The sequence below is a fragment of the Microbulbifer mixtoriginis (SeqCode) genome, assembly GCF_052466765.1.
Genome location: NZ_CP174289.1, coordinates 1,503,266 through 1,529,875, shown reverse-complemented (window position 1 = coordinate 1,529,875; position 26,610 = coordinate 1,503,266). Strand labels below are relative to the sequence as shown.

Here is a 26,610-nt window from a genome sequence, read left to right as displayed (position 1 = left end):
AAACCCCATGAGCAACACACCGAATAACGGTATCCCTTACGCACAAGAGGGCACCCTAGACCCTGCCGCCAGCCTCAATCAGGCCCTGGATACAGTAGACGCACTGCTACAGCTGGAAGTGCTGGCCATACAGAATGATCCACCGGGCTCTGCCAGCGATGGCGAACGCTACTTAGTTGCCACAGGCACCAATGAGTGGGCGGGCAAAGACGGCCAGCTGGCCCGCTATGTGGCAGACCCTGGCTACTGGCAATTTTTCCCCGCAAAAGTGGCCCTAAATAAAGCGGATGGTCTGTTGTATGTAAAAGCTAATAGCGGCTGGCAAATCGCCAACCGCCCGGCGACACTGCCACAGATTACTGGGGATACTACAACGGATTTGGCTGGGGTGGTTGGGCAGATATTGGGGGCTTTGGATGGGGTGTTTTGGGATGATCAGACGAACTAGACTGCTTTTATATCAGAGATTTATAGCCCACTCATCTATTCACAGGGAATAACTACTAACCCTTTAATCTTTATGGTGTTTCCAAAAAGATATTTGGAAGCGATAATACCGGGGTAAATTGCAGCTGCTTTTTAGATACACTGTCAGGTTGTTGCCAAGTTACCCGCTAAAATTAGTAAATTTAGTTATCACTAGGAAGATAAAATTATCCCTGCAATAAATAAGTTACAGATTCATATTGAGGCTACAGAAACTCTAAATGGGCTTAAATGGTGGGTATAAAAAATAGACTCGGTGTCAAGAACGGGGGAGAAAAGTATGAAGTAAACGGATCGCATGCAATAAACCCATAAACCCATAAACCCATAAACCCATAAACCCATAAACCCATTAGGTTTTCATAGATACAGGATTTATTGATGTTTAAGAAGATAGTGCTATTTTTGATTTTTTTTGGTGTGTACAGCTCAGCTAGTGCGACAAGTGTTAGCAACCTAAAAGTTGTGGAAGTAGGAGCTTGGACAACGGGTAATAGCTTACTGTATATCCGGTTTGACCGAGCAATTGGTCCTCCGGATTGTAATGATACATTCGCAAAAGTGTATCTGGGAGAGCCGGATAACACACAAAAGGACTTAATGGCAATGTCAATGGTTCGTTCAATTGCGCTAACAGCACTAACTGCACAGTTAAGCGTAAAAGTAAACACTTTGGATTCGTGCGTACACGGCAATCCGTCTATAGACCAAATATACGTGCAGAATTAAGTTTATAAACGCCTGGGGTAGTGCCAGCTTGGGACCGTCTTTCGACGGTGGGTAGAACTATATTGAATCGGACATCGAGCCGCATACATTGAGATATTTAAGTAAAATTTCTACCTAACCTGCTCCAGACGATCAACATTATTTTGCTTTAAAAAATAAATTTCTGGAATGTGTATGAAGAGTATAGTTATGAACTTTTTTCCCTATTTTAATGATCGTCTTTTTGGTTTCTCCAGGGTGGTGAGCGTATGGGGTAACGCTGGGGTAGTTACAGAAATTCTGTAATTTAATTATAAATTACAATAGAGATTGAAAATATATGAAGCACTTGTTTTTGTTTATGTTGGTGAGTAGTTTCTCACTTTTGGCGAGCGCGGAAAGTACTGAGTGGCTTGCACCTGACACTCTTGATGAATTTTACCCTGATCAAAATGGTGTAAATATCGTACTAAAAACGGTTAATTCAAATTATTCTACATGCAATGAGGGTCGCAGGTTCTTTTTGCCAAAAGATCACCATAACTATGAGGTAACATCTTCAACTCTTCTCACTTCGTTTGTTACTGGAAAGAAAGTCAAACTTGTAATAAGCAAAATCTCAAGTTGTGCTCCTGAGATAGATAAGGTTGTTCTTGTTAATTACTAGGATAAGTAGTTAAAAAAATTACGGGTAGTAGAACAGGCTAATGTCCCTTCACTCCCTAAAAGCTCCTACCTTGAGTAGGGTGTTATTCATTGAAATAAAGTTGAGAATTTTGTGTATAAAAAGATATTTCTTGTAGGGTTTGCAACTTGTATATACCTATTTTGTATGGGAGCTAATGCAGAGATTCTAGCAAGTTCTTATGCAGTATATGAGCGTACAAAAGGTTCAGATAAGGTCTTGTATGTTGTGCCCTCAGAGTCGATATTGATTCTCCATGGTGATATTGCTATCCCTATAATTTATTATGAGGATGGGCCTGCATTTACTGGCACACTTTATGCTAATGGAAGTTTAGGTAGTCTGTCTAAAATGGCTGAAGGCACAAACGCCAAGACTATAGAAAAAATGTGTGTTTCTAGCGGCTACGTTTGTAAGGAATCAACGTACAAGTTCTTTGATGGTGATTTTAACGGGGATGGGCAAAAAGATTTGTTACTGCAGGGGAAAACCGATAGTTCTATTGTACTTGTTGTATCTAAAAGTGGAGTTTTACTAAGTAGTGAATCTCTAGGTTTAATCATTCGTAGCGATCGGTACGACATTTCTGTCGAGGATACTAACGGCGATGGTCGCAAAGATATCAATGTTTATAAGTCGGGAGAGTATATCAGAACTTTGCTTGCAGGAGACGATGGTTTATTTTCTGAAGAAAATGGAAGTGATGATATAGCAACTATTAATACTACATGGAATTTATTCTTAAATGCAATGTTGGCCAATGACCGGAATAATATGAACAAGTACATTGATGTCCGGTCTCGAGAAAAATTTGGTCAAGTATTTGATGTGCTTGGTGAGGAAGTTGCCGAAGTTGCCGCTCAAGTTCGAACACAAAAACCGTACTTTATTAGTGGAGACGTAGCAATTTTCTTACTTGAAAAACAAGGAGATGATGGGGGTACCTATATCCATACTGTCACATATAGACGGCAGTCAGATGGTTCTTGGAAGCTGCATCAATTATGAGAAAGGCTGCGATAATAATTATGCCGCTCATAGCATTAACTGTGTGGCTTGGAAAGCCGATGGTGCCTTATTACCAGCAGTCACCAATTTATTTAACAATTCTTGATGCCGATACACAAAAGCCGGTTCAGGGGGCTGTTGTGGTTGCGCGTTGGACGGTCTCTAAGGGTTGGTTTCAAACTTATAATGCGGGAGCGTTTGAGCTACAGGAAGCCTTATCAGACTCTGAGGGAAAAGTTTTATTGCCCGGTTTTGATAAACGTTGGTGGCCCTGGTTTAGCAATAGTTTTATTTCCGCGAGGCAGCCAGAAATAGTGGTTTTTAAATACAAGTACGTACCAGAGCGCTACATGAATAGTTACGATAGCCAGTCCTCTAAACCGGGTCTGCGTGATCTATCTGGTAATATCGAATGGAAGGGCAAAAAGACATTGAATATATCAGCTCTGCCTGATGATCCATCTACTCGGTTCCAAAAGTTTATGGGGTTGTCAAGAAACCCGCTTCCATTTCTTATCCCAGCCCTTGATCAAGGCTGCACTTGGACAAAAATGAAGCACATGATAATTGAATATGATAAACAAATGCATGAAGGTGAGAAGTTGGGGTTGCTAAAGGGGTCTGCTGGGCCCTGGTATATGCCTCCAGAGAAAACAGCTTATAGTGGGGACTGTCCTGGTGGTATCGAATGGATTGAAGCTCAAAGAGCAGTGGAGTTTTAACTAATGCAGAAAAAGAAATTTACGAGTAAGTGCTTTAAGAGCTTAATTATTGTGGCGTTATGCTGTCCCACAATTTCTATGGCGTATAAACAAGATGTACATATCGAGCTGACAAAATATGCATCCAAACAATCAGTAATTGGAAGCTCTGACGCTTTATGGCGTGATTGGGGATACCCTGGTAAGAATACGTTGTTAACTTTTGATAATGCATTACCTATTGGGTCAAATATTTCATGGGCAAATCATCCTTTGCCTTCTACACTCACGGCACCAGATATTATGGCATATGGGGCGGATGTGGAAGATACCGAACATGAAGTTAAAGTTTCTAGAGCATTCAACCATTTCTATAATCCTCAGGCCAATCAAAAATTGGATGTTAGCTTTGTTGCACCTATTCAATATAATTTTACGTCCCCTGATTGGATTTTGGAGGATACAAAAGAGATATCGCGTACTACTTGTGTCTCACCATTCCAAGGAGCTGGGTGTGAAGTTCAAAACTTCTCTTATCATGATGCTCAGGTTCAATTTTTCAAATCTTTGACCAACCAATCGGCTTCTGACCGATTGTTGAGTTTGGGACGAACCATACAAAGATTGGGTCATGTGGTTCATCATATTCAGGATATGGCTCAACCTCAGCATACACGTCTAGATGCTCATTGTGATGCTCCATTGTGTGTAGCTATTTATCCAGAAAATGATAGTGATCTTAGTGTTTATGAGGTTTTTACATATGATTTATTAGTATGTAATGCTATTGATGCTGATAGACCTGAAGGTGGTGGTCATTTGGGTTGTGCAGCCGAGAACATTGCTGACTGGAAGTATGATTGGAGATCACCGCGCTTTAAATTATCAGGCTACCCTGCTGTGAATTTGGATACTCCTCGTGATTACTGGCATACAGCGGGTAATCGTGGACTAGCAGATTTTTCCAGTCGTAACTTTATTACTACCGATACTCATTATAGTTATACTGGCTGCAAAGGAAGCGCATCACTTCCCTGTGACTTTGAGCTTGATAAGTTAGGGCCTAATAGCATTTCTCTTCCTATGCCAAATGGTAATCCGACAGTTACAACAGTTCAAACTATTCTCTTGAGTGATTTGTTGAAACAAAGAGGCTTGAAAGTACCTCAAGGTTTGGGTGATGGAAAGCTACAGTTTATAGGGCTCTATTATACCGATAACTATACAGGGCAGAGGTTATATAATGATCGCATGGCGACTTTTTCATTGTTTACGGAAAGGCTTACTGGACGTGAATTTAATATAGGTGGTATGAATATAGCCCCTAGTATTTTTTCTGTTAACTATTTTAATTTAGAGCGTCAAATTGAAGCTCTATTGCCGAGAGCAGTTGGATATACGGCAGGGCTAGTCAACCATTTCTTCAAATACCGATTAGGTATCCAAGAATTATCACAAGGTGAAGGTAAACCATCAAAATGGCGTGTTACTAATCTTAGTGACAAAACGCTAACTGCGAATTTAACTACTTATTATGACACGACGGATGGAAAGAGAAAGATAGTTAGTGGAGCAAATTATGGAGAAAGAACTATTAAGGCGGGTCAGTCAATCGATTTGATAGGCTTTCTTGAGCCTCAAGATACGAGCGGGAATTACATTATCGTCGCTTCCAGTTCTCGCCATGGTGAGAAAATAGGCCTAGGCGGAAAACAATTCTCTTACGCTGAACCTGTCTCAACAATAGCATGTGGAAGCACTATTAATGCTAGTGGTAGCAGTGAAGGTTTCTCACCGCCTCCCGTAAACTTAGGAAATAAGCCTGGTAAAGTGACAGTAGTATTTGAAGCTTATCATATACCTGACGCAATGACGGTTAAGCGTACCTCAGATGATGCAGTGGTAGCCTCGACATATGGGTTAAAATCTGGGTATCATCGAAAGTCTTTTCAGCATGATCCAGACCCTAAGGATACATCCACTCACTCAGTAAAATTAAAGGTAACTGGAAACAGAGATGGTCTTACCGAATGGGATGTGACATTAGGTTGTCCTGGTCAGTCAATACCCGATAAGAGGAAAACTGTAGAGTTTTTAATCGCAGGTGAAAGTGGATGTAGTGCAGATGTTTATATTGATGGCTCTTATGTAAGAAAAATTTATGGATTTAATGATGGCGACACGTTTACAGGAAAATACATGGCTGGTACGCATGGTGTAGAGCTTAAAAATATTTCATCTACTTGTCAGCTAGGAACTACAGCTAGCTATGTATCTCTTGCTGTATATCAAAATGGAGTATATAAAAACATTGCGAATGTATTCAAGGACATCTCAAATACTTTTGAAGTGAAATGAAATTTATAGCTAATATATTTTCCTTATAAGGTATTTTTTCATCTGGCTGAGCCATTTGTTTATTTGTGGGCTTATGGTTCAGCATAGTACTCGAAATATTTTTTCGTTTAGTCTACTCCTTATGCGTCAACTGAAATTAATAGGAAATCGTATCTCACTAACAAATAGCAAATAGCAAGTAGCAAATTTCTGGAGGTTCCGAGATTTGAGCTACCTTAAGATCCTAGTTGTTGAATGGAAAAATTAGCTACACTAAATGCCTGCTTAGTGATCATGACTCGATTATATAATTCAGTTATATTTGCATTGAAAATAAATCTAAATAATTACTTATTAATTGTGAACTTTCCAACAGTGTTTCAGTATTTGTTGCCAAAAATTCGAATAAATCACTTATTCCTATTTAAGATAGGCTTTAATTGATTGTGAAGAGAGTGATAAAGGTATAAGCACTCTACCATGGACGAGATTGCTCGACTAGAGGTTGATGAAAGATGGATTTTTGTATATAAAACAACCGACTAAGTTTTTGTACGGAGAAGACTGGCAGTGTTGAGGTCAGCGGTTCGATCCCGCTTAGCTCCACCAAATTTCTCTTGTCTATCAAGGGGTTGTGAGAAGAGAGTAATGACCTCTTATCCGGTGAATAAAAACCGGACAAAACTCACAAGAAAGAAAAAAGGGCCTTTAGGCCCTTTTTTTTCGTCTGAAATTTTACCTTTTCACAAAAAATCCCTTTTAGTCACTCGCTTGCCTGGACAAATATTGATTTCTTCTCATGTGCAACATCAAGCTCTTTGCCTGGGTTAATTAGAATCAACAGCGTCTTCACTCACCCATTCACTGGTAGAGGTGCTATTCAGTTGGTTTTTTAAGGGGGCTCAAGGTGTTCTATAGCAGCGAAAATACTTGCACTTAACGAAGTTTCTATTGAATTAATTTTTTGCGCATTAAGGAAGATGGTATGAGTGGCAAAAAATCATTTTATTTAGAGCTTGCACGGTTGGGAGAGGTTTTGTCGTTAATACAAGTCCTTGCATATCATAAAGGCACGAGTAGAAGCGAAGAGGGGGTGGGGGGACAGCTTCAAAGAAAACCAGAATCAGCAGGTTCATGGATAGAGTTGGCAGAGGCTCACCCTGAACTATTTCGTGTTCGTGTAAAGGAAGGAAGAAGAAAGCTTGTAGCTTTAGTTTCTGGATAAGTTCTTTCGAGCGAAAAGCTGGACAGTGGAGAAAGCGTGTCGCCGGTGCGAGGGCCCGAATTATAGAGCCATGGCTTACATCTACAGAAAGGTGCTCCCTAACTTATTGGTTGAATTATGGGTAAAGTGTGTTTAAGAACGGGAAGTTGAGTCGGACGACTTGAGTCAGTGGCTCACTATCCCTGGTTGCTATTTAGACAGTGGTTTATAGCCTGCTGTAAATAAAGGCTTTTTTGTGGAGCTTGAAGCCTCAATCCCAGAAATAGTAGCCAAAAGGATAGTGAGCCCCTGACTCTTTAATAAGCGGTTAGAAAAAATTTTCATTCACAGAAAGAGGAAAGATAGATGTTTAATAGGTTGATAATTGTATTTCTTGGGGTTTTATTTTTTTCAGGCTGTGCAACCCAAAGCAATCATATGACAAGAGTTACACCGGAATCCGTTGTAACAAAACCTGAAGACGGTAAGGCGTTGGTTCATTTCATGAGGCCTTCCAATTATGGCGGAGCAATTCAGTCGACGATTTATAATGACTCTAATTATCTAGGTACAGTATCAGCGCAAACAAGAGTTGCCTACCAAGCGGAACCGGGCAAGCATATGTTTATGGTAATTGGAGAAAATGCAGATTTTCTTGAAGCGAATCTTTTGGAAAATAAAACATACTATGTTTTGGTGTCGCCCAGAATGGGAGTATGGAAGGCTAGGTTTAGTTTAAATCCTGCAAGTGGAGACGTATCTCAACAACAGATTGATAGCTGGTACAATAGTACGGCTGAAGTTGTGCCTAACGAGACTGGTTTAAATTGGGCAAAAAACAAAGCAAGTGAAATTGAAAAATTGAAATCTAAGTATCTGCCTAAGTGGCAACAGAAAGCTGAAAGTGATAAGCAGAGATTAAAGCCAGAAAGCGGCATATGATGTTTCTAACAAAGTGTTGAACGTGGATCCAGCTACGTTCTACCAGCATGTGGCTCGCTTTCGCTCACGTTACCACACGCTGGTTTCGTTACACTGGGCCAGTTAACACGGCGTTAGTAGTGATACCCAAAATAAATTAGCCTAAACTTAGATGTTATATATACTAAAAAAAATTCTACATTTGATCTCTCTAGCTTCTTTTGCGGGCCTTCTGCTCGCATGCAGTGGTGGCAGCGGCGGAGATAGTTCTGATCCAGTAGAGATGCCCGCTGAAATAGAAAGCTTTACCTCCACCGAAATACTTTCAATTGATCCTCCTACTTTTGAAGTTGTTGTACGATTTTCACAGAACGTATCGCAAGAAGACGCACTCAATATCGGAGTAAAAGTTGTGGTGGCTACCGATGGAGCTGGTGATGTTATGGGGCAGGACTTTGCCCTTTTTTACAATATGGATTGTCCAAGCGGTTCTGAAAGTTGCGATCTGACAGATTACTTCTTTACTTGGAGCTATGGAGATATTATAGGCTGGTGCTGCACTCTTATTGGGCGCGATCTTTCGTATGAACTCACGAATGTAGAAGGGTATTTACAGTTAACTATGAGCTATCATGGAAAATTTACTAAGAGCACATATGATAATCTAGTTAGCGGTAACGTCTTAACAAATGTAGAAACAATTCTTTTTTCTGGACCAAATAAAGAAACTGTTTTATCAAGGGACTACTATCCGCTGGTGAATGAGTTTACTGATCAACTTGGAGAACTAAATGATAATCTCCGTGATTATGATGGTTCCTCAGGTTTAATTGATATTCAAAGTATTACTATCAATAATTATTTGGGCCCCTAAATCCGTCAAAGGTACTTACAAATCAAGGAAGCGGGACGCCGTAACTGGCCCCCTTCTTGAGGCGTTAAGCATTCATAAAGAACTATGGAAATATTAAAGGTATTATTTCTTTTTATAGCTACTGCCATAGCGGAAATTGTGGGCTGTTATCTCCCATACCTTTGGTTGCGTCAAGGTTATTCTATTTGGGTGCTCGTTCCTGCTGCATTAAGCTTGGCATTGTTCGTTTGGTTGCTTACCTTACATCCACAAGCTGCAGGCCGTACATATGCAGCATATGGTGGCGTCTATGTTTCAGTCGCGCTACTTAGGCTTTGGGCAGTAGAATCAACTCGACCTGTGGTCACGGACTTTGTCGGTGTTATATTCTGCCTAATTGGGATGGCAATCATCATGCTTGGGCCACGTCATGCTTAAAAAGCGCACCTTGTTCGTCTCTATCGGGGCGGGACGGCTTACGGAACCTTCCCCCCTACATTGCGGCCGTTGCTGGCGGCGTTATGCCTCTTGAGAGGTAGTGATGTACAAGGAACCTTGGTCAGATATAAATGAATACGGTGAAAGTCATAGCAAGGCTTTACAGCGAGAGTTGTTTAAGGAACTCTCGAAAGATCATTGCTTGTATGGGATTGAGCTTCAAGCTCTCGCAAAGCGTGAAGACCAAGACGATATACTCTTAACTGACCAGAGTGCATTCTATATAGTTCATCTAACTTGGTCTGGTAAGGAGGAGGAAGCTCCTTATCCTAGTACAGAAAAGTTTAGTACGATGGAAGAGTTGCAGGTCAGATTAGATTCTGATTCGGAAGATTTTTAGAGGGCAAGGCATAACAAGTGACTATGGTCCTTTGTCAAGTATTTAAGCCATTTTCTCATCCCAGTAAGTGTTGTTTTTTACCATCGTATTTAGAATGGTAAGTTGCTTCCTCATACATGCGATAAGGGCTACTTTCTTTGGTTTACCAGCAGCGACCAGGCGCTCATACATTGGCTTTAATTTAGGGTGGCATTGTATTGCCGACATCATAGAAACAAACAAAACCGTGCGTACACGATGTCGCCCACCTCGAATATAGCGCTTACCCTGGAAGCTGCCGCTATCACGATTCATCGGGGCGATACCCACAAGTGCCGCAATCTCTTTGCGGTTCAACTTGCCCAGCTCAGGAAGTTCGCTCATTAGCGTGTAAGCCAGTACATTGCCAACTCCTTTAGCACTTAATAAGAGATCGCGTTTTTGTCGCCACTCGGCAACACTGTTAACAAGTTTATCAAGTTGCTTATCGACCCCTTCTAGCTCTTTCTTGATGGCTTTTAAGATAGCCTGAATGGGCTTGTGAACAGATTTGGGCATTCTCTTGAGGCGATTCTTTTGCATTGTGCTCATTTCTAAGCACTGGTTCCTGACCGTCAGTAAATCACTAATATTTCTAAGTTTTTCTGGTTTGATTGATGACAATCTTGGCTTCATTGCTTCACCAAAATGTGCGATATCAATTGCATCTAGCTTATCTGTTTTGGCGAGTCGCCCCGCTGACTTTGCAAAGTTTCTTACTTGTAAAGGATTGCAAACAACTATCGGCAGTCCCGCTTTATAAGCAGCACAGACGAATTCTAATTCTAGTCTTCCTGTGGACTCGATTAATACTCTTTGCGGTTTAAGCGGTTGTAGTTGTTTAATGGCGTCTTTAATACCCTCTTTGTTATTGGTAACACTAAAGAACTGGCCATTAGGTCTCACATATATATCGAGTTGTTTACTGCTGGTATCGATACCGACATTGATCTCTTGAGGTTCCATAAGATAAGCTATCTCCGCCTTGCTATTCGGGCTCGAGGCCCACATGACTATTCGAGTTATGCCTAGTGAGTGTCTGTCACGTTCATACTTGTTAACGGTCTTTATGAACCGGCGCAGCAACGAACTGTGACAAACAAGGCCTTCGGTGGCCGCCGAAGGTGGGTCTCAATTTACCCGTTAGCGAAAAGGATTTTCAACATCAGAATTGGACAAGAACAACCATACAAGGTAAGGCAGCGGACGCCGCATACGTGCCGCCCCTTCTCGCAATGTTATGTGTAATCCGAGGCAACAATGAGTAAGAGGATTAGGGGAATCTGTGTTGCGATATATATTGTTCTGGGAACTGTTAGTATTCATTTTCTTGGCGAAATATATGCTTCCAAAATAATGGAGAAACTGGCTAGGAATCCGTCGCCAGATTTGTATGCTAATAATCACGGGTTTCAATACGTAGCGTTCTGGGTTACATGTGGCATAGCCTTGTCATTCGCCCTAGTGCTATCAGCAATGATACTCAATAAGGTTCTGATTAGGCGACATGCCAAAAACACATAAAAAAACGCTGTTGTCGCCATGCTCCACATGGCTAGGACAGCCTACACTGCCTTCCGGTTGCCCCAAAGCTGGTTGTTAAACATCACTCAAAGTTATGGCTAATTTCGAAATAAGAAAAGTTGAGAAAAATGATATTCAAGTCGTTGTGAGCTTGCTGCAACAGCTAGGATATGAGCCATCCATTCAGGCAGTTGAATCGCTAATATCAAATCCCATTTGCGATAGCGATGAAACGCTTGTTGGAATTTTAGACAAATCTGTCGTAAGCGTTATGTCTGTCATCTACTTTGACTATTTTCCTTCAGCTGAAAGGTTTTGCCGAATTACAGCCATTGTCGTGGATTCAGATGTCAGGGGATATGGTGTGGGTACAAGACTAATTGATTTCGCGCGAGATAATGCTGCCGCAAAAGGTTGTAGTACACTTGAAGTAACAACATCGCTCAAACGTGAGTCGACTCAACAGTTTTATGAAAGTATTGGTTTCACCAAAACTTCGTACAAGTATGTTCAAAAACTGAAAAGCAATGTTTAATAAGGCAAGCCAGAGGGACTTCCGCACTGCTTGCTCCAGCCCCTGCTGGCGGCGTTCAGGCTGTAGAAAAACTCTTAAAAGGTAGCTTTTTTGTTAAAATGGAGGTCTTGATGTCGAGATTATCCATATGCCCAACTTCAAACGTTACGATTACAACCAAGATGCAATGGTCGTCATCAATTTCGAAGAACAATTACAACCTGAAACCTTTGAGTTTACACTTCATCATCTGATTGATGATCATATCGACCTCTCTGCCTTCCATAAAAAATATCAAAATGATAGCGGCGGGCGAACCGCTTATGATCCAGCTATCCTCCTGAAAATCATATTGTTTGCTTACTCAAAAGGCATTACCTCAAGTCGTGAAATTCAATGGCAATGTGAGAACAATATCCTCTTCAAAGCACTGTCATGCGATACCGTTCCGCATTTTACTAGTATTGCAAGTTTCGTAAGCAGTTATCCTGATGCGATTGAGTCGGTGTTTGAGCAAGTGTTACTGGTCTGCGATCAGCAGGGACTGCTTGGAAACGAACTTTTCGCAATAGATGGATGCAAGATGCCATCCAATGCCAGCAAAGAACATTCGGGGACTTTTAGAGAGCTAGCACAGAAGCAGGAAAAAATTCGCAAGAAGATCAAATATTTCCTCAAAGAGCACAAGAGGCTGGATGGCAGGAAGCCTAAAGAAAAAGAGCGAAAGCAAGCGGTAGCTAAAGCGGCGGATACGCTGCAGAAACACTTTGATAAAATTGATCAGTTCTTAAAGAATCATTCCCCCAGGATGGGGCAAGGTAAAAAACCTAAAGAAGTGAAAAGTAATATCACGGACAATGAATCAGCTAAGATGACTACCAGCAAGGGAACCATCCAGGGCTATAACGGTGTTGCCGCAGTTGATAGGAAGCATCAGATAGTTGTTGAGGCCCAGGCCTTTGGAGAGGGCCAGGAGCATCATACATTGAAACCTATTCTTGATGGCATCAGTTGCCATTATCAGAATATAGGAATAGATGAAGACATCTTGGCCAAACAGGTCATCATTACTGCTGATACTGGATTCTCCAACGACGCTAACTACAACTACCTGCGAGAGAACGGCATCAATGCCTACATACCTGATAATAAATTCCGTTCACGTGATAAAGCTTTTACAACGCAAAAAACCAAGTATGGCAAGCGCAATCAAAAAGGTAGGGCTAATGTCCAGAAGACTACCCCAGCTAGTGAATTTACATTCAACAAGAAAAAGAAAACCTGTATCTGTCCTGCAGGAAAAGCCATGCTCTTGTTAAAAGAAGAGCATGTCAGTGAAGGTAAGAAGAAACTACTGTTCGAAGGGCGCCTCACCGACTGCAGGGCATGCAGCCTTAAAAGTCAGTGTATGCGAAACCCAGACTCTGCTGACTCTCGAAAAGGACACGGAAGGCAAGTATCCCTTACGTGGACAAACGGACGGACAGCCACCGACTGGATGAAGAAGAGGGTTGATAGTATCGAGGGCAAGACCATTTATGGACATCGAATGTCTGCTGTCGAACCGGTATTTGGAAACATTGGTACCAATAAACGATTGAATCGCTTCTCGCTACGAGGAAAAAGTAAGGTTCAAGGACAATGGCAGATGTTCTGCTTGGTACATAACATTGAAAAGTTGATGAGATATGGCAGTATCCACTGATTGAGTATAAATTAAGGGCATCAAGATGCCTAAATTTAATACAATGAATGAAATTTGGTGGTATAGATAAAATTTGGCCGAAATTTCAATTGGAGGAATCTGGGAAATGGCAGATTTTTCTAAAACTGTTTTTCTACAGTCTCGTTATGTGTTGCGAGTATTTCACGATGAAGGAGTCGAACTGTATGGGTGAAAGACCAGTAAAGGCACAAGATTTACTCAAGGATGATGAGGATTACAAAACTATTAAAGGGGTAAGAGTAAGAAAAGGAACTATTGCTGCTACTATAAAAAATATTGCCAAGCTAGAAAGCGCAAACTCAGAACAACGGGCTGCTATTCTCGATGCTATTAAAGAAAATGCCCCTGCATTAGTTGCCCTTGATGTTCATCGATACTTCGAGTGTAGAAACAAGGAAGTAGAGAGAATCTTAGTAAAAGCAGCAATGAGTCTAAATGATAGTAAGAGCATATAATAAGTACCGGCAGTACGGCCTTACAGGCCCGGTCCCTAAAATCGTTGGACGAGTTTCCGCTCCTACGATAAGCGCTTAGTGCGATAAGTAGTAAAGAGTATTGGAAGTTGAATAGTTTAAGTACGTATACCTTACTGGTTTTTGCTCTGATTGTTGGAGCTTCTCTTGCATCACAAGCGGGGGTGAATTCACAGCTTCGTGTAGCTCTCCATACTCCCATCCAAGCGGCATTTATCTCTTTCTTGATAGGCACGCTCATACTAGGATCTATCTCACTTTTTCAAAGTGAAAGCTGGTTTACTAAAGAGTCAATTACTTCCATACCATGGTGGGCTTGGCTTGGTGGCGCTTTCGGAGCATTCAATATTGCAATGTCTGTATTTTTGGCTCCAAAGCTGGGAGCGCTAGTTTTGGCAATCTCTATTGTTTGTGGCCAAGTTATAGCGTCTCTAGTGCTAGATCATAACGGATGGCTTGGGTATCCCAAGATAGAATTGTCAATTTCAAGGGTGTGTGGCGCGCTACTCATAGTAGCAGGCGTACTATTGGTGGCGCGGCGGTAGGCATATAACAAGTTGCTGAAAAGTGGTTAGCTGTTCTTAAAATAATCCAGCTAAATCCCTGTGGTAGCTTCGAATACAGCAGGGTAATCAACGGTGAAAAGAGAAGCTGCGCAAAGTGGTGCAGCTTCTCGCCTCTGTATACCTCCGTCATAGTATTCCCCACCGCCTTTATATTAACAGTTCAGATAATACGTATAATGGTGAAAAGCTATCTCGCTCTTGAATATCCAAATAAATACCATACATTTTGGTTACACTTTCGTATCTATATATAACACTTATATTTACTTGCTTACTTTTAGCCTATAAATTTCGAATTATGGGCCTGTAGAGGACCAATAGAATGTTAAAACGTTTAACCGTGTCTATTCTCAGTCTCATAATGCTATTCGGCATATCCCTCATATCTTCCCAAGAAAATATAAATCGGTTTGTTTTTACTGCCATCCCGGACCAGGACCCGGTACGCTTACAAAAACGTTTTGGCAAAGTTGCTCAGTATTTATCTGATACGCTAGGGGTTGAAGTTAAGTACTTACCTGTGGAGTCCTATAGCGATACGGTCGAAGCTTTTAGAAATAATAAAGTTCAATTGGCTTGGTTCGGAGGTTTTACTGGGGTGCAGGCTCGTATTGCGGATCCTGGCGCCAAAGCTATTGCTCAAGGTGAAGAAGATCAAAATTTCACTTCTTACTTTATTGCTAATAAAAGCACCGGACTAAAATCGTCAGAAGACTTTCCCCGTGGTATTGAGGGTATGACGTTTACTTTCGGTTCAGAACACTCTACTTCTGGACGACTAATGCCGGAATATTTTATCCGAAAGGCATTCGGTAAGTCTCCAGCCGATGTGTTTAGCCACGTTGGTTTTGGTGACCACCATTCCAATACCTTGGATCTTGTACAGTCTGGGAAATATCAGGTTGGAGCCCTGAATCACAAAGTGTGGGAGAATGAAAAGAAAGCTGGCAAAGTGGATGAGAGTAAAGTACAAGTGATCTGGAAAACTCCTGGATATCCAGATTACAACTGGACAATTCGTGGAGATGTCGATGAGACCTGGGGTAATGGATTCACAAACAAGGTACAACAGGCGATTTTGGATATGCGAGATCCAAAACTACTTGCCGCATTTCCTCGTAAAGGGTTTATCAAAGCTGATAACTCAATGTACCAACCAATCGTGGAGATTGCCCACGAAATTGGCTTATTGAATAATGAATAAGCGATTTGGGTTCAAATTTTTCCTTCTGAACGGTGTATTGCTTACCTAAGAGGCCTCAGGGAGAGTCATAAAAAATCTTGGCTATTACAAGCTGAACCAATCAAAGAAGATACGCTACTTAGAGCCCAACAATAATATTGAAACTATTGGGCAGAATAGAACTTAAGTAAATTTATTATAATTCTAACTAGTCCAGTTTAGGTGCTGGACCAGTATTTATCTTAGTGTTAAAAATTCCCCCTATTAAAACTCCCTTCCTATTGCTTGCCTATCCAAATAGATACTAATCTCTTCATAATCAATATCGTGTCCCGCTTGATAAGACTGAGTAACCCGCTCATCAGTATGCGCCATCAATTGCTGCACCGACTGCACGTCGTATCCCATTCGCTTAAACCGGTCTGAGGCCAGGCTAGGCACTTCGTGAAAGCTGGGTGGGGTTTGCTTATTCGGTAATCCAATATAGAGTCCAATAGCGTTACGAGCTTCTATAAACATATCGTTCAGTCGGCGGGCGCTTACCTGGCAAACATGCTCTTTAGTTTTTTCGGTGCGCCGTTGTTTAGGTGTGTGGCTCAGTATATAGGGGCAGCGGTAATTTCTTATGCCTGGCCATTTCCTAGCCAGACGACTGCGTTACCTGCTCTCAGCCTGCCAGCAGGTTTAGCTGGCTTATGAATTGGTCAAAGTTAACCGCATGTCGCTGCCCAGTTGGTAACACAGAAGGGATGATTCTATGTGGATGGCAGCTGTTGAAAATTGAATCTATGAAAGATTTGAGCCGTGCCTTTTATGTTATGGACACGCACTTTTTAGCAATCAAGAGTGTGAGGGTTTGACTTTATTGGGGGTAAGTATCAGTGGAGCCAGCTGTTAAGGTAGGAGCAGAGTATGAAAGAGCTATAAGATTTGATCCTCATATGCTCAAAACATGTTTCGAAGTTGCTCAGTTATTAGACGACTGTATTTGTACACTCATAATTTTGATAGTAGGCTGAGATGCTTTTGCAAGCTAGCGTGTGTTGTGCCCGCTCACTGCGAAACATGATCAAGTTCAGAGTGCTCGGCCTAGCCATCCCATGAAAACTGTACCAAAGTTTCAAGTCATTTTCGGAAATGAGTTGTGCCTGTAAATCTTGCTCCTTAATCGATAGGAGGATTTCCGTACTGATTACTTGCGGGCATATGAGGTCAGCATGACTTTTAAGTAGGTTGTGAGCGCTAACCAACTTCTAAAGCACTACCCTGCTCCCTTTCATATTTACATCTAGTACAAGTTCTATTTTCTAGGGGTATTCAGAGCAAGTCTTGGATGCTGGGTCATTCCGCTATTTTTTGGTAGCGATTTTGAAAAATTACCTTGCAAGTTTGGGGGTAAACCCTTAGGGGCTTACTCCTATCACATTTGTGGATGTGTATAAAATCAGCTCGATTCGTATAAAAATGATACTGTGTTTTCGTTATGGCTTTAGAGAGAGGTAAGTGCTCACAAAGTAAGTTAAGAGAGAGCTACTTGTTTGCCCATTGATGACAGGCACCAGACGCTCATTGAGACTGGTTTTTAATCTGTGTAAGTTCTGCGACTTGTAAGAAAGCAAGTTATCAGACGGGGTTCACGTAATGGCGCGTAATTAATTTAGTGTGACGTAGATCAATCGCCGCGATAATATGCCGCGCTGACCAACAAGGCTGCTGATGTACTCAGGAGGAGTCATCATCATCTATTCCTGCAAGCTTTGAAGCTATCAGAAGTAGATGAGTGAAGCTCTACCAAGTATCACTCGGGTATTTGAAGTAAATCCTTCCAAATGGATTTGAAGTCATTATCCCAGTTTCACGTTTTAGATAGCGGGACTGGTTCACAGTTATTCAAGAAAAGCTGCTATGGGCCCAAAAACTTCGCGAACTGTCTGGCAGATCCAGCGGGATGTAATCTACGCACTGCTTGTGCGCGAAATGAAAACTAGGTTTGGCAAGTGGAAGTTGGGTTATGCCTGGGCTCTTTTGGAGCCCACCATGCATATCATGGTTTTGGCTGCGATCTTTAGTTTCATTGGGCGGGAATTTTATCCTGGGATTCCCACTGCGCTGTTCATGCTCGGTGGTATCGCTCCGTTTTTATTTTTTTCCCATTGCTTTGGTAAATCTATGGCTACGGTGGACTCTAACCGTGGTCTCTTCAACTATCGACAACTACGCCCCTTTGATGCCGTTTTGAGCCGAGTGATGTTGGAGTTTGCTATATACATAATAAGCATGGTTGGGCTATTAGGGATACTGGCTTGGGGTGGTATATCAGCAAAGTTTAATAACTTTCTACTGTTAGTTGCAGTAAACATTTTCTATCTTTGTTTCATATTCGGCATGAGTTTGGCGCTTTGTGTAGCAGGCGCGAAATATCCTGAGATTTCGAAGTTCGGAACCTTAATCCAGCGGCCACTTTATTTTATGTCGGGAGTGTTTTTCTCCCTGGAACAGATACCTGAAAAATACCATCCATTTCTTGCCTGGAACCCTTTGTTACATGTGATTGAGTTAACCCGTGAGGGATTGTTCAGTAGTTATCACGGCATGTTTTCAGACTTGCCTTATCTGGCTTTCAGTTCGTTAGCAATGCTCGCTTTTGGTTTGTTGGCTTACCGCAGCCAGTGGAGAGATTTGGTACGCAGCAAGTGATCGAGTTAAGAAATCTGACTAAGTCCTTTCGAACGCCGAATGGTCGCAAAATGTTGTTTAAAGATGTGAATGCTATTTTCCCTGAAGGCAAGAATATTGGCATTCTTGGACGTAATGGTGCCGGCAAATCAACCCTGTTACGGATTATGGGCGGCATTGATTATCCCGATTATGGACAAGTCATTACCAACGAGCGCATATCCTGGCCTATGGGGCTTGCCAGTGGCTTCCAGGGTAGTATGACAGGCAGAGAGAATGCCGAGTTTATCTGCGGTATTCACGGGATTTGGGGAACTGCTAGGCAAATGGTATTAGATAGAGTTCAGGATTTTGCAGAAATTGGTAATTATTTTAATGCACCGGTTAAGTCTTACTCTTCTGGTATGCGTTCCCGCTTAGCGTTCGGCCTAAGTATTTCTGTAGATTTTGATTGTTACTTAGTAGATGAAGTGATGTCGGTTGGCGATGCACATTTCAAACACAAATGTGAGCAGATTATCGCGGAGAGACGTAAATCAGCCAATTTTATTATTGTGGCCCATGCAATGCAGCAACTGAAAAAGAACTGCGATGTTGGTATCTATCTCGGGCCGGAAGGGTTACAGATATACGATACCGTAGAAGAGGCTATAGAGGTTTATCAGCAGGGAATCCCCAAGCCCAAGGTGCAACTACAGAACAGGGCCGCACAGGCACTTAAGGCATAGACAATGAAAATAAATACGCAGCTTGTCACAGAGCAAAAGACTAAGCCCGATAGTGGCGCATTTAAAAGAACCGCTGAGGTTGTGAAAGGTATATTTGCAAGTTTTGCTGCGAATGAACCGCAGCCACAACCTGGTGCAGGTCGCTCGCGCATGAGCTCTTGGCATGGATTACTGCTTTGTGTTGGCCTACCGCTGTTTCTGGTATCCGCCTATTATCTCTTCTTTGTTTCGGATCGCTATGTCAGTAGTACCCAGCTTATTGTAAAAGACAACGGTTCCAGCCAAGGAATGTCCCCCTCGCTCGGTTTCCTGTTGCCTGGGGTGGGAATAGACAATCAGGATGCCTTCCTAGTGGTTAACTATATCCAGTCTCTGGACATGGCGGTGTATCTGGATAAAACATTGCAATTGAGTGATTACTACAAGAGCGATCGCTACGACATCTTCTCTCGTCTCGGTTCGGAGGCCAGCCAGGAAGATTATTTGAAGTACTACCGAGAACATATTGCAGTTGATTACGATGAGTCGACTGGCATTATTACAATCGAAATGCAGGCTTTTGAGGCTGAATTTGCTCGTAGGTTAGTTGAAACTGTTACCCAGAAATCTGAAGATTTTGTAAATGCGATTAGCAATCAGCTGGCTGACAAGCAAGTGGCTTTTGTTCGCAGTGAGCTGGAGTTGGCGCAGAATAAACTCCGTGCTTCTAAGCAGGAGATTCTCGACTTTCAAAACCGCAATAAAGTAGTCAGCCCAGAAGAGCTTACCAAAGGCATCAGCGGCATTATTCAAGGATTGGAGGCAAAACTTGCTGAGCAGCGTGCCAAGCTGACTGCGGCCAAAACCTACCTTAATCCTAATTCCTCTCAGATTGTCTCTATGCAGGCTGAAATTAATGCCTTGGAAGGGCAAATAGCTGCAGAAAAGGAACGCCTTGTAGGTGTCTCAGACGCTCAGGGAGAACAGCGACTCAACAGTTTGAGTGCACACTTTCAGAATTTGGAATTGAATCTTCAGTTTGCCACCGATGCTTACGCCGCATCCCTTAAAGCCTTGGAGACAGCGCGAATGGAGGCTTCCGGGCGGCTGAAGCATTTAATGGTTGTCAGTCAGCCGTCGTTGGCTGAGAAAGCGGAATATCCACGCAAACTTTATAACCTCACTAGCTTGGCAATTATCCTGTTATTAATTTATGGCATTGTGAAGATGCTGGTATCCAGTATCCGCGACCACAGGATTTAGTATCGTTAATCCCTGTTGAAGGTTTAGAGGGTACTGAAAGTAGCTGAATTATTGAAAACGAAACTAGCCAAAATTTTTAATTCAAAATTTGGGCTTTAGAAATAGATACACAAACTAAAAAACCGAAAAAATGATCGTGAGAAACTTAAAAACCCTTGGGGTATTATTAGGCTTACTGACTGGCTTTGCCTTGCCAAATGCGCAGGCCCTGGAAACCCAACTGTTGGATAAGAATGAATCTACAGAGATTCCCAGATCCAATGTGCCGGTCTTTGGTCAATCCCTATTCCAAGGTGCTTTTAAAGATCAGCCCTTTAGTGGCTTTAACCCAGACTATCGTATTACCGTAGGTGATCAGATTAACCTACAGCTGTGGGGCGCCTATAGTTTTAGCGCGACCCTGGCGGTGGACCCCCAGGGTAATATTTTTGTGCCTGAGGTTGGGCCGGTACATGTAGCCGGCGTGAAAAATGGCGAACTCAATGATTTTGTTCTGCGTCACGTTAAAAGCGTATTTAAGAAAAATGTGCGCGCCTATGCCAATCTGGAAGCGAGTCAGCCAGTCAAAGTATTTGTAACTGGCTATGTGAAAAATCCAGGCTTATATAATGGATACTCCTCTGACTCCATCCTCTACTATCTGGATAGTGCCGGTGGTATTGATCGCGATAGTGGCAGCTTTATAGATGTTAAAGTTGTACGTGGTGATCAGCTGTTGCAAAGCGTCAATTTGTATAAATTCCTTACCGAGGGCAGCATGCCCGCATTGCAGCTGCGTAATGGTGATACCATTGTTATTGGAGCACGTAACGGAGCCGTTTCTATCGAAGGCGCGGTGCAACAGGCCGCAGAAATTGAATTTAACGGTCCTTACACCCAGTTAGGGGAGATGTTACTGGTTACCAAGCCAGATCCGCAGGCTAATTTTGCCCGTATTACCCAAGTGATCGATGATCAGCAGCAAGCCAGCTATTTACCTCTAGAGGAAGCTCTGAATACTGCGCTTTATCCTGGGGCCAGAGTTGAGTTGGTTAGAGATAACGACATCAAATCGATATCCGTTAGCGTAAGTGGTGAATTGGATGGCCCTGCCAGCTATGTCCTTCCCTACGGCGCAACCCTGGAAGATCTCTTGTCGCAGCTTCAGTATCGCGGTAATGCCGATCAATCTGCAGTGCAGTTATATCGTAAGAGCGTGGCCAAGAAGCAGCGTGCAGCACTAGAACGCTCCCTTGATGCACTTCAGATGGAAGTTCTTACCCGCCAGCCAAACACTGAGTTAGAAAAAGGCGCTCAGTCTGAAAATGCGGCAATGATTCAAAAATTTATTGCTGAGGCACGAAAAGCACATCCCCGTGGTCAAGTGGTACTGGCTAACAATCCCAATGCTGGAACGATGTTGCTTGAAGATGGTGACAGGCTGGTGGTGCCCCTGAAGAACTCGACCGTTTCAGTAGTAGGTGAAGTGATTTTCCCCACATCACTGGTATTTAATGCGCGCCATACACTGGAAAATTATATTGAAATGGCTGGCGGTTTCTCCAATAACGCCAATCAAGATGAACTGGTGATCCTGCATTTGGATGGCACAATCAGCCGGGTTAAAAAAAGGAAGTTCGATAATCGTCTGAAGGATATCTTGCGCCCTGGCGATGAAATAATGGTGATGCCAGAAGTGCGCTCCAGTGAGCTACAGGTGACTAAAGATGTCACAGAAATTCTTTATCGTATTGCTGTAGGAACGGCGGCAGTTTTGTCCTTCTAAAACTTAAAGTTACTTCCTTCTTTTAATTACTTTTGGTAATTGAGAGTGAGAAAGCAAACATAATAAGGAGGGAGCAGCTTATTTAGCTTCAGGGGAAAACTATGGAAATAAAAGGAAGCTCAACTAGGAAGGGAATTATTCTTGCTGGTGGCTCTGGTACGCGCTTATACCCCCTAACTAAAGGGGTAAGCAAGCAACTGATGGGCGTCTATGATAAACCAATGATTTATTATCCCCTGACAACTCTAATGCTTGCGGGTATCCGAGATATATTGGTTATCACTACTCCAGAAGAGCAATATTTGTACCAGCGCTTACTTGAAAGTGGTGAACAATGGGGTATTAATATTAGCTATGCGATACAGCCAAGCCCAGATGGTTTAGCACAAGCATTTTTGATAGGCCGTGATCATGTAGGAAACAATAGTAGTGCTTTAGTACTTGGCGACAATATATTTTATGCCCAACATTTTAGTCAGATACTGCAGCGCTCTGATGCACGTGAAGATGGTGCAACGGTATTCGGATATCGAGTAGCAGATGCAAAGGATTATGGAGTCATTGAATTTGACAAGGAAGGTAAAGCAATAAGCCTAGAAGAAAAGCCGGTTCAACCTAAATCTAATTATGCTGTGACTGGTCTTTACTTCTATGATAATCAGGTGTGTGACTTAGCTAGAGAAGTGAAGCCTAGTACTCGTGGTGAACTAGAAATTACTGATATCAATAATGCTTACTTGAACAGAAATCAACTAAACGTTGAGTTCTTAGGCCGTGGTAGTGCTTGGTTGGATACCGGAACCCATGACAACCTGCTTGAGGCCGCACATTTTGTTCAAACTATGGAGCGTCGTCAGGGGTTGAAAATTGCTTGCCCAGAGGAGGTAGCCTATCGTAAGGGATTTATCTGCGCAGAGCAGCTGGAAAAGCAAGCTCAGTCACTTTTGAAGAGTGGGTATGGTGAATATCTCATGAACCTATTGTACGAAAATGGCGAAATCTCCTCTTTAACTCAGCAACGCTTAGCCACATTACTTTGACCTTAATGCTTGACCCATGTTGAGAAAAATCAGCAGTTAGAGAAACCGCATGAAAGTGATTGAAACCGCAATTCCAGATGTGAAAATTATTAAACCTAGAATCTTTAATGATGATCGTGGTTTCTTTTACGAATCCTTTCGCCAGGATTTCTTCAATAAAGAGTGTAAAGATAGAATTTTTGTTCAAGATAACCACAGCAAATCTACACAAGGAACACTTCGTGGCCTCCATTACCAAACCAAGCAGTGTCAAGGTAAGCTGGTTCGAGTCACTAAAGGTGAAGTTTTTGATGTGGCGGTTGATTTACGTAAAAATTCGCAAACTTTTTGCCAGTGGGTTGGTGTGACGCTTTCAGCAGTAAATAGACGCCAACTTTGGGTGCCGGAAGGCTTTGCTCATGGTTTCTATGTCACTAGTTCTGAAGCAGAGTTCGTTTATAAATGTACTGATTACTATGCTCCCGAGTATGAGCACTCCATCCGCTGGGATGATCCTGAACTGTCGATCGAATGGCCCTTGGTAAATGGCGAGGAGCCAAAACTCTCGGCTAAAGATGCTGAGGGAAAATATTTAAAAGAAGCGTTTGTTTTCGAGTAAAGGCTCGTTGTAGACAAGATCTATTCTTCAAAGTATAGCCAAAATAATGAATAGGCTCAGGTATGTAACTTTGAGGGATAAGCTTCATCATTCCTAGTTTCCACCATAAGGGACAGGAACAGTTGGCACTAACTAATTCAGTGTGAATAAGTAAATGAGAATCCTAGTAACAGGTAGAAATGGCCAGCTGGCAAGAGAATTACAAAAACGCAAACCGCGCGATGTCAATCTGGTAGCGTTAACCCGCAATGATCTGGATGTCACAGATAGTAATCAGGTTATGCAAGCTGTTAATAAGTACAAACCAGATACGTTGATTAATGCCGCTGCCTACACGGCGGTAGACAAGGCGGAATCAGAGAGAGAGCAAGCTTTCGCAATTAATGCTACGGGTCCGGAAAACTTAGCTAGGGCCTGTCACGAAATGGATGCTCGCTTAATACATATCTCCACAGATTTTGTATTTGATGGCCAGGGTTGTAGCCCATACAAACCTCAGGATTCGATTCGTCCATTGGGTATCTATGGAGAAAGTAAAGCTGCTGGTGAAGCTGCCGTTCAAAGTGTATTACCACAAGCAGTCATTTTACGGACAGCCTGGGTTTATGGCGCCCACGGAACTAATTTTACCAACACTATGCTTAGACTTATGCGCGAGCGTGATCAGTTAGGTGTAGTTGCAGACCAGATAGGTACCCCTACTAGCTGTATAACATTGGCTGAAACTATCTTTACTTTGGTAAGCAAACCGGAAGTTAGCGGTATTTATCATTGCACCGATGCCGGTACAGCCAGCTGGTATGATTTTGCTGTAGCGATCTATGAGGAAGCCAAAAATTTAGGGGTGCTAACCAAAGACGCTAATGTCAATATTATACCAATTGGAAATACCGAATATCATTCTTGCGCGGTAAGGCCGTCATACAGTGTATTGGATAAAAGTAGCCTCGTAGAAGATCTAGGTATTGAGCTAAAGCACTGGCGTCAAGCATTGCGTCAAGTGTTACAAGAAAAAGTTAATAGCTAAAAAGTATACTCGATTCCTATATCCTTTTTTGTAACTTACAAAAAGGATATAGGAGCCTAAAGTTAGAAGTTAAATACGTCATATTTTAATATTTAATTATCGATTACTTAGAGCTATGCATATATTCAATTATTTCTTTCCTACTTTATAAAAAGAAGTGGTAGCTACAGAATGAGTAATTTACTGGTGACTGGTGGCGCAGGGTTTATAGGTGCGAATTTCGTACACTATTGGATGGAAAATCACCCTGAGGATCGAATTATAGTTCTCGATGCTTTAACCTATGCAGGAAATAAAGCGAATCTGAATCCGGTAGCAAAAAATACTAATTTCTATTTTTGTCATGGAAATATCTGTAATACATCTCTAGTAGAAGCTCTACTTAGAGAGTATAAAATTGATACGCTGGTACACTTTGCGGCAGAAAGTCATGTAGATAGGTCTATCTGTGGTCCAGATTCATTTATTGAAACCAATATTATCGGAACATACAGTTTACTTAAGGCTGCTAAGAGGGTGTGGTTGGATGAAGGAATAAACAAAGATAGCCATCGATTTCATCATGTTTCCACGGATGAAGTTTATGGAGCTTTGAATTCTGAGGATTCACCATTTAGGGAAACCACACCTTATGCACCTAATAGCCCCTACTCAGCCAGTAAGGCAGCTTCTGACCATTTGGTACGTGCTTTCCATCATACATATGGCCTAAAGATTACAACCAGTAATTGCTCGAACAACTATGGGCCTTACCATTTCCCAGAGAAACTAATACCACTAGTAATCACCAATATTCTACAGAACAAATCATTGCCTATATATGGTGATGGCCAGCAAGTACGTGACTGGCTTTTTGTAGCTGATCATGCCCGTGGGATTGAGCTGGCGATACAAAAAGGAGAGTTAGGGGAGTGTTATAACATAGGTGGGAATAATGAATGGACCAATATCGATATCGTTAAGCTGATATGTAAAAAAATCAATAAAGAATTTTCCAGAGCCCCTGAACTAAAAAAACAATATCCTCTGGCAGTACATGCAATACAAGGAAGGGCACAAGAATTAATAAATTTTATTTCTGATCGCCCTGGCCATGATCGTAGATATGCTGTGAACACAGATAAGGCTGTTTCACAATTAGGATATCAGCCGAGTGAATTTTTTGAATCAGGTATACAGAAAACTATTAGCTGGTATCTCAAAAATGATACTTGGTGGAGACCTATAGTGCTTAACAATTACCAGAAGTAAGTTTTAGGTGTTAACGAAATTTTTTAAGTGATGAGTTATGAGGAAGCTGTAATGGATGAGAGATATCAAATTCAATTATTAATGGAATCTCCTCTTTTTGATGCTGAATGGTACAAAAATCAGCATCCAGATGTGGAAAGCAAAAAGCTAACACCTGAACAGCATTATCTACGTTATGGATGGAGAATGGGGAGAAACCCTTCGGTTTCGTTTTGTAGTGTAAGTTATCAAGAACAGTATCCTGATGTCGTTCAGAATAATGAGAACCCACTTATACATTACTTAAATTTTGGACGAAGTGAGGGGCGTGAAGTAAAGCCTGTAGATCATAAAAAACTGAATATACGATCTGATATTGACTTAAATAAGGGGAATAACAGTTTTCAGGTAAGTAATAGAGATCTTTCTCGATCAAATGATTTAGTTCTCATGCAATTAAAAGAAACTCAACGTTTATTAGAAAAGTATTTTTTGCGTTGTCAGGAACTTGAGTATCAAATTATGGATGCAAAAAGATAAGTTTATTTAGGGGAATGTG

The 26,610-nt window shown here is 41.9% G+C and carries 25 protein-coding genes; 23 read left to right on the top strand and 2 right to left on the bottom strand.

Features of this window, described 5'->3' with window-relative positions; all coding sequences use genetic code 11:
* The first annotated feature begins 7 nt into the window (after positions 1-7).
* The 9 genes from ACJJIV_RS06625 (at position 8) to ACJJIV_RS06585 (ending at position 9,741) form a co-directional block, all read left to right on the top strand.
* Entirely contained in the window at positions 8-448 is a 441-nt protein-coding gene (locus ACJJIV_RS06625; protein WP_444891193.1) for a DUF2793 domain-containing protein, read from the top strand.
* 1,524 nt (positions 449-1,972) lie between these two features.
* Positions 1,973-2,887, top strand: coding sequence for an FG-GAP repeat domain-containing protein (locus tag ACJJIV_RS06620; protein WP_444891192.1), 915 nt, complete (start codon positions 1,973-1,975; stop codon positions 2,885-2,887).
* The gene (locus ACJJIV_RS06615) at positions 2,884-3,609 is read left to right on the top strand and encodes a hypothetical protein (RefSeq protein WP_444891191.1); all 726 of its coding nucleotides are present in this window, start codon (positions 2,884-2,886) and stop codon (positions 3,607-3,609) included. Before ACJJIV_RS06620 ends, ACJJIV_RS06615 begins: the two co-directional genes overlap by 4 nt.
* A gap of 3 nt (positions 3,610-3,612) precedes the next feature.
* Positions 3,613-5,946 carry a hypothetical protein gene (locus ACJJIV_RS06610; protein ID WP_444891190.1) on the top strand — a complete coding sequence of 778 codons (2,334 nt, stop codon included), beginning with the start codon at positions 3,613-3,615 and terminating at the stop codon, positions 5,944-5,946.
* 964 nt (positions 5,947-6,910) lie between these two features.
* Entirely contained in the window at positions 6,911-7,150 is a 240-nt protein-coding gene (locus ACJJIV_RS06605) for a hypothetical protein (RefSeq protein ID WP_252084712.1), read from the top strand.
* 345 nt (positions 7,151-7,495) lie between these two features.
* The gene (locus ACJJIV_RS06600) at positions 7,496-8,071 is read left to right on the top strand and encodes a hypothetical protein (RefSeq protein ID WP_444891189.1); all 576 of its coding nucleotides are present in this window, start codon (positions 7,496-7,498) and stop codon (positions 8,069-8,071) included.
* Positions 8,072-8,222: 151 nt separating this feature from the next.
* Positions 8,223-8,924, top strand: a complete 702-nt coding sequence (locus tag ACJJIV_RS06595) for a hypothetical protein (protein ID WP_444891188.1) — start codon at positions 8,223-8,225, stop codon at positions 8,922-8,924.
* Positions 8,925-9,008: 84 nt separating this feature from the next.
* On the top strand, positions 9,009-9,341 hold the full coding sequence (locus ACJJIV_RS06590) for a YnfA family protein (RefSeq protein ID WP_444891187.1): 333 nt from the start codon (positions 9,009-9,011) through the stop codon (positions 9,339-9,341).
* Positions 9,342-9,444: 103 nt separating this feature from the next.
* Positions 9,445-9,741: a hypothetical protein gene (locus tag ACJJIV_RS06585; protein WP_444891186.1), complete on the top strand. Its 297-nt coding sequence runs from the start codon at positions 9,445-9,447 to the stop codon at positions 9,739-9,741.
* Positions 9,742-9,783: 42 nt separating this feature from the next.
* Here the strand turns inward: ACJJIV_RS06585 and ACJJIV_RS06580 are convergent, their stop codons facing one another.
* Positions 9,784-10,725 (bottom strand): IS110 family RNA-guided transposase, encoded by a 942-nt coding sequence (locus ACJJIV_RS06580; RefSeq protein WP_252082793.1) that lies wholly within the window; start codon positions 10,723-10,725, stop codon positions 9,784-9,786.
* A 652-nt stretch (positions 10,726-11,377) separates the two neighbouring features.
* Here ACJJIV_RS06580 and ACJJIV_RS06575 point away from each other — a divergent pair.
* From ACJJIV_RS06575 to ACJJIV_RS06555, 5 genes are all read left to right on the top strand, one after another.
* A complete protein-coding gene (locus ACJJIV_RS06575; RefSeq protein ID WP_444891185.1) occupies positions 11,378-11,818 on the top strand; it encodes a GNAT family N-acetyltransferase in 441 nt (146 codons plus the stop codon).
* A gap of 127 nt (positions 11,819-11,945) precedes the next feature.
* The gene (locus ACJJIV_RS06570) at positions 11,946-13,502 is read left to right on the top strand and encodes a transposase (RefSeq protein ID WP_444889496.1); all 1,557 of its coding nucleotides are present in this window, start codon (positions 11,946-11,948) and stop codon (positions 13,500-13,502) included.
* A gap of 185 nt (positions 13,503-13,687) precedes the next feature.
* On the top strand, positions 13,688-13,978 hold the full coding sequence (locus ACJJIV_RS06565; protein WP_444891184.1) for a hypothetical protein: 291 nt from the start codon (positions 13,688-13,690) through the stop codon (positions 13,976-13,978).
* Positions 13,979-14,085: 107 nt separating this feature from the next.
* The gene (locus ACJJIV_RS06560; protein WP_353505464.1) at positions 14,086-14,541 is read left to right on the top strand and encodes a DMT family transporter; all 456 of its coding nucleotides are present in this window, start codon (positions 14,086-14,088) and stop codon (positions 14,539-14,541) included.
* A gap of 343 nt (positions 14,542-14,884) precedes the next feature.
* Positions 14,885-15,766 (top strand): putative selenate ABC transporter substrate-binding protein, encoded by an 882-nt coding sequence (locus tag ACJJIV_RS06555; protein ID WP_444891183.1) that lies wholly within the window; start codon positions 14,885-14,887, stop codon positions 15,764-15,766.
* Positions 15,767-16,009: 243 nt separating this feature from the next.
* Here ACJJIV_RS06555 and ACJJIV_RS06550 read toward each other — a convergent pair whose 3' ends face one another.
* On the bottom strand, positions 16,010-16,264 hold the full coding sequence (locus tag ACJJIV_RS06550) for a site-specific integrase (protein ID WP_252084720.1): 255 nt from the start codon (positions 16,262-16,264) through the stop codon (positions 16,010-16,012).
* A gap of 1,386 nt (positions 16,265-17,650) precedes the next feature.
* Here ACJJIV_RS06550 and ACJJIV_RS06545 point away from each other — a divergent pair.
* The 9 genes from ACJJIV_RS06545 to ACJJIV_RS06505 all read left to right on the top strand — a co-directional run bounded on the left by ACJJIV_RS06545 (position 17,651) and on the right by ACJJIV_RS06505 (position 26,591).
* A complete protein-coding gene (locus tag ACJJIV_RS06545) occupies positions 17,651-18,442 on the top strand; it encodes an ABC transporter permease (protein WP_444891182.1) in 792 nt (263 codons plus the stop codon).
* Positions 18,439-19,149: an ABC transporter ATP-binding protein gene (locus ACJJIV_RS06540; RefSeq protein WP_444891181.1), complete on the top strand. Its 711-nt coding sequence runs from the start codon at positions 18,439-18,441 to the stop codon at positions 19,147-19,149. Before ACJJIV_RS06545 ends, ACJJIV_RS06540 begins: the two co-directional genes overlap by 4 nt.
* Positions 19,150-19,152: 3 nt before the next feature.
* On the top strand, positions 19,153-20,391 hold the full coding sequence (locus ACJJIV_RS06535) for a KpsE/RkpR family capsule polysaccharide export protein (RefSeq protein WP_444891180.1): 1,239 nt from the start codon (positions 19,153-19,155) through the stop codon (positions 20,389-20,391).
* Between the two features lie 136 nt (positions 20,392-20,527).
* Positions 20,528-22,156: a polysaccharide biosynthesis/export family protein gene (locus tag ACJJIV_RS06530; protein ID WP_444891179.1), complete on the top strand. Its 1,629-nt coding sequence runs from the start codon at positions 20,528-20,530 to the stop codon at positions 22,154-22,156.
* Between the two features lie 101 nt (positions 22,157-22,257).
* A complete protein-coding gene (gene rfbA, locus ACJJIV_RS06525; RefSeq protein ID WP_252084724.1) occupies positions 22,258-23,196 on the top strand; it encodes a glucose-1-phosphate thymidylyltransferase RfbA in 939 nt (312 codons plus the stop codon).
* 49 nt (positions 23,197-23,245) lie between these two features.
* Complete coding sequence (gene rfbC / locus ACJJIV_RS06520; RefSeq protein WP_444891178.1) at positions 23,246-23,794, top strand: dTDP-4-dehydrorhamnose 3,5-epimerase; 549 nt, start codon at positions 23,246-23,248, stop codon at positions 23,792-23,794.
* A 154-nt stretch (positions 23,795-23,948) separates the two neighbouring features.
* The gene (rfbD, locus tag ACJJIV_RS06515; protein ID WP_444891177.1) at positions 23,949-24,821 is read left to right on the top strand and encodes a dTDP-4-dehydrorhamnose reductase; all 873 of its coding nucleotides are present in this window, start codon (positions 23,949-23,951) and stop codon (positions 24,819-24,821) included.
* Positions 24,822-24,992: 171 nt separating this feature from the next.
* Positions 24,993-26,072 carry a dTDP-glucose 4,6-dehydratase gene (rfbB, locus tag ACJJIV_RS06510; RefSeq protein ID WP_444891176.1) on the top strand — a complete coding sequence of 360 codons (1,080 nt, stop codon included), beginning with the start codon at positions 24,993-24,995 and terminating at the stop codon, positions 26,070-26,072.
* Between the two features lie 51 nt (positions 26,073-26,123).
* Complete coding sequence (locus ACJJIV_RS06505; protein WP_444891175.1) at positions 26,124-26,591, top strand: hypothetical protein; 468 nt, start codon at positions 26,124-26,126, stop codon at positions 26,589-26,591.
* Positions 26,592-26,610 lie beyond the last annotated feature (19 nt).

Excerpts from the sequence above, each read along its gene's own strand:
- ACJJIV_RS06595 (WP_444891188.1), top strand. The coding sequence starts at position 8,223 with ATGTTATATATACTAAAAAAAATTCTACATTTGATCTCTCTAGCTTCT.
- ACJJIV_RS06570 (WP_444889496.1), top strand. The coding sequence starts at position 11,946 with ATGCCCAACTTCAAACGTTACGATTACAACCAAGATGCAATGGTCGTC.
- ACJJIV_RS06575 (WP_444891185.1), top strand. The coding sequence starts at position 11,378 with ATGGCTAATTTCGAAATAAGAAAAGTTGAGAAAAATGATATTCAAGTC.
- ACJJIV_RS06535 (WP_444891180.1), top strand. The coding sequence starts at position 19,153 with ATGAAAATAAATACGCAGCTTGTCACAGAGCAAAAGACTAAGCCCGAT.
- ACJJIV_RS06610 (WP_444891190.1), top strand. The coding sequence starts at position 3,613 with ATGCAGAAAAAGAAATTTACGAGTAAGTGCTTTAAGAGCTTAATTATT.
- rfbC (WP_444891178.1), top strand. The coding sequence starts at position 23,246 with ATGAAAGTGATTGAAACCGCAATTCCAGATGTGAAAATTATTAAACCT.
- ACJJIV_RS06615 (WP_444891191.1), top strand. The coding sequence starts at position 2,884 with ATGAGAAAGGCTGCGATAATAATTATGCCGCTCATAGCATTAACTGTG.
- ACJJIV_RS06600 (WP_444891189.1), top strand. The coding sequence starts at position 7,496 with ATGTTTAATAGGTTGATAATTGTATTTCTTGGGGTTTTATTTTTTTCA.
- rfbB (WP_444891176.1), top strand. The coding sequence starts at position 24,993 with ATGAGTAATTTACTGGTGACTGGTGGCGCAGGGTTTATAGGTGCGAAT.
- ACJJIV_RS06565 (WP_444891184.1), top strand. The coding sequence starts at position 13,688 with ATGGGTGAAAGACCAGTAAAGGCACAAGATTTACTCAAGGATGATGAG.
- ACJJIV_RS06590 (WP_444891187.1), top strand. The coding sequence starts at position 9,009 with ATGGAAATATTAAAGGTATTATTTCTTTTTATAGCTACTGCCATAGCG.
- ACJJIV_RS06505 (WP_444891175.1), top strand. The coding sequence starts at position 26,124 with ATGGATGAGAGATATCAAATTCAATTATTAATGGAATCTCCTCTTTTT.
- ACJJIV_RS06550 (WP_252084720.1), bottom strand. The coding sequence starts at position 16,264 with ATGTTTATAGAAGCTCGTAACGCTATTGGACTCTATATTGGATTACCG.
- ACJJIV_RS06545 (WP_444891182.1), top strand. The coding sequence starts at position 17,651 with ATGGGCCCAAAAACTTCGCGAACTGTCTGGCAGATCCAGCGGGATGTA.
- ACJJIV_RS06605 (WP_252084712.1), top strand. The coding sequence starts at position 6,911 with ATGAGTGGCAAAAAATCATTTTATTTAGAGCTTGCACGGTTGGGAGAG.
- ACJJIV_RS06580 (WP_252082793.1), bottom strand. The coding sequence starts at position 10,725 with ATGGAACCTCAAGAGATCAATGTCGGTATCGATACCAGCAGTAAACAA.
- ACJJIV_RS06625 (WP_444891193.1), top strand. The coding sequence starts at position 8 with ATGAGCAACACACCGAATAACGGTATCCCTTACGCACAAGAGGGCACC.
- rfbD (WP_444891177.1), top strand. The coding sequence starts at position 23,949 with ATGAGAATCCTAGTAACAGGTAGAAATGGCCAGCTGGCAAGAGAATTA.
- rfbA (WP_252084724.1), top strand. The coding sequence starts at position 22,258 with ATGGAAATAAAAGGAAGCTCAACTAGGAAGGGAATTATTCTTGCTGGT.
- ACJJIV_RS06555 (WP_444891183.1), top strand. The coding sequence starts at position 14,885 with ATGTTAAAACGTTTAACCGTGTCTATTCTCAGTCTCATAATGCTATTC.
- ACJJIV_RS06585 (WP_444891186.1), top strand. The coding sequence starts at position 9,445 with ATGTACAAGGAACCTTGGTCAGATATAAATGAATACGGTGAAAGTCAT.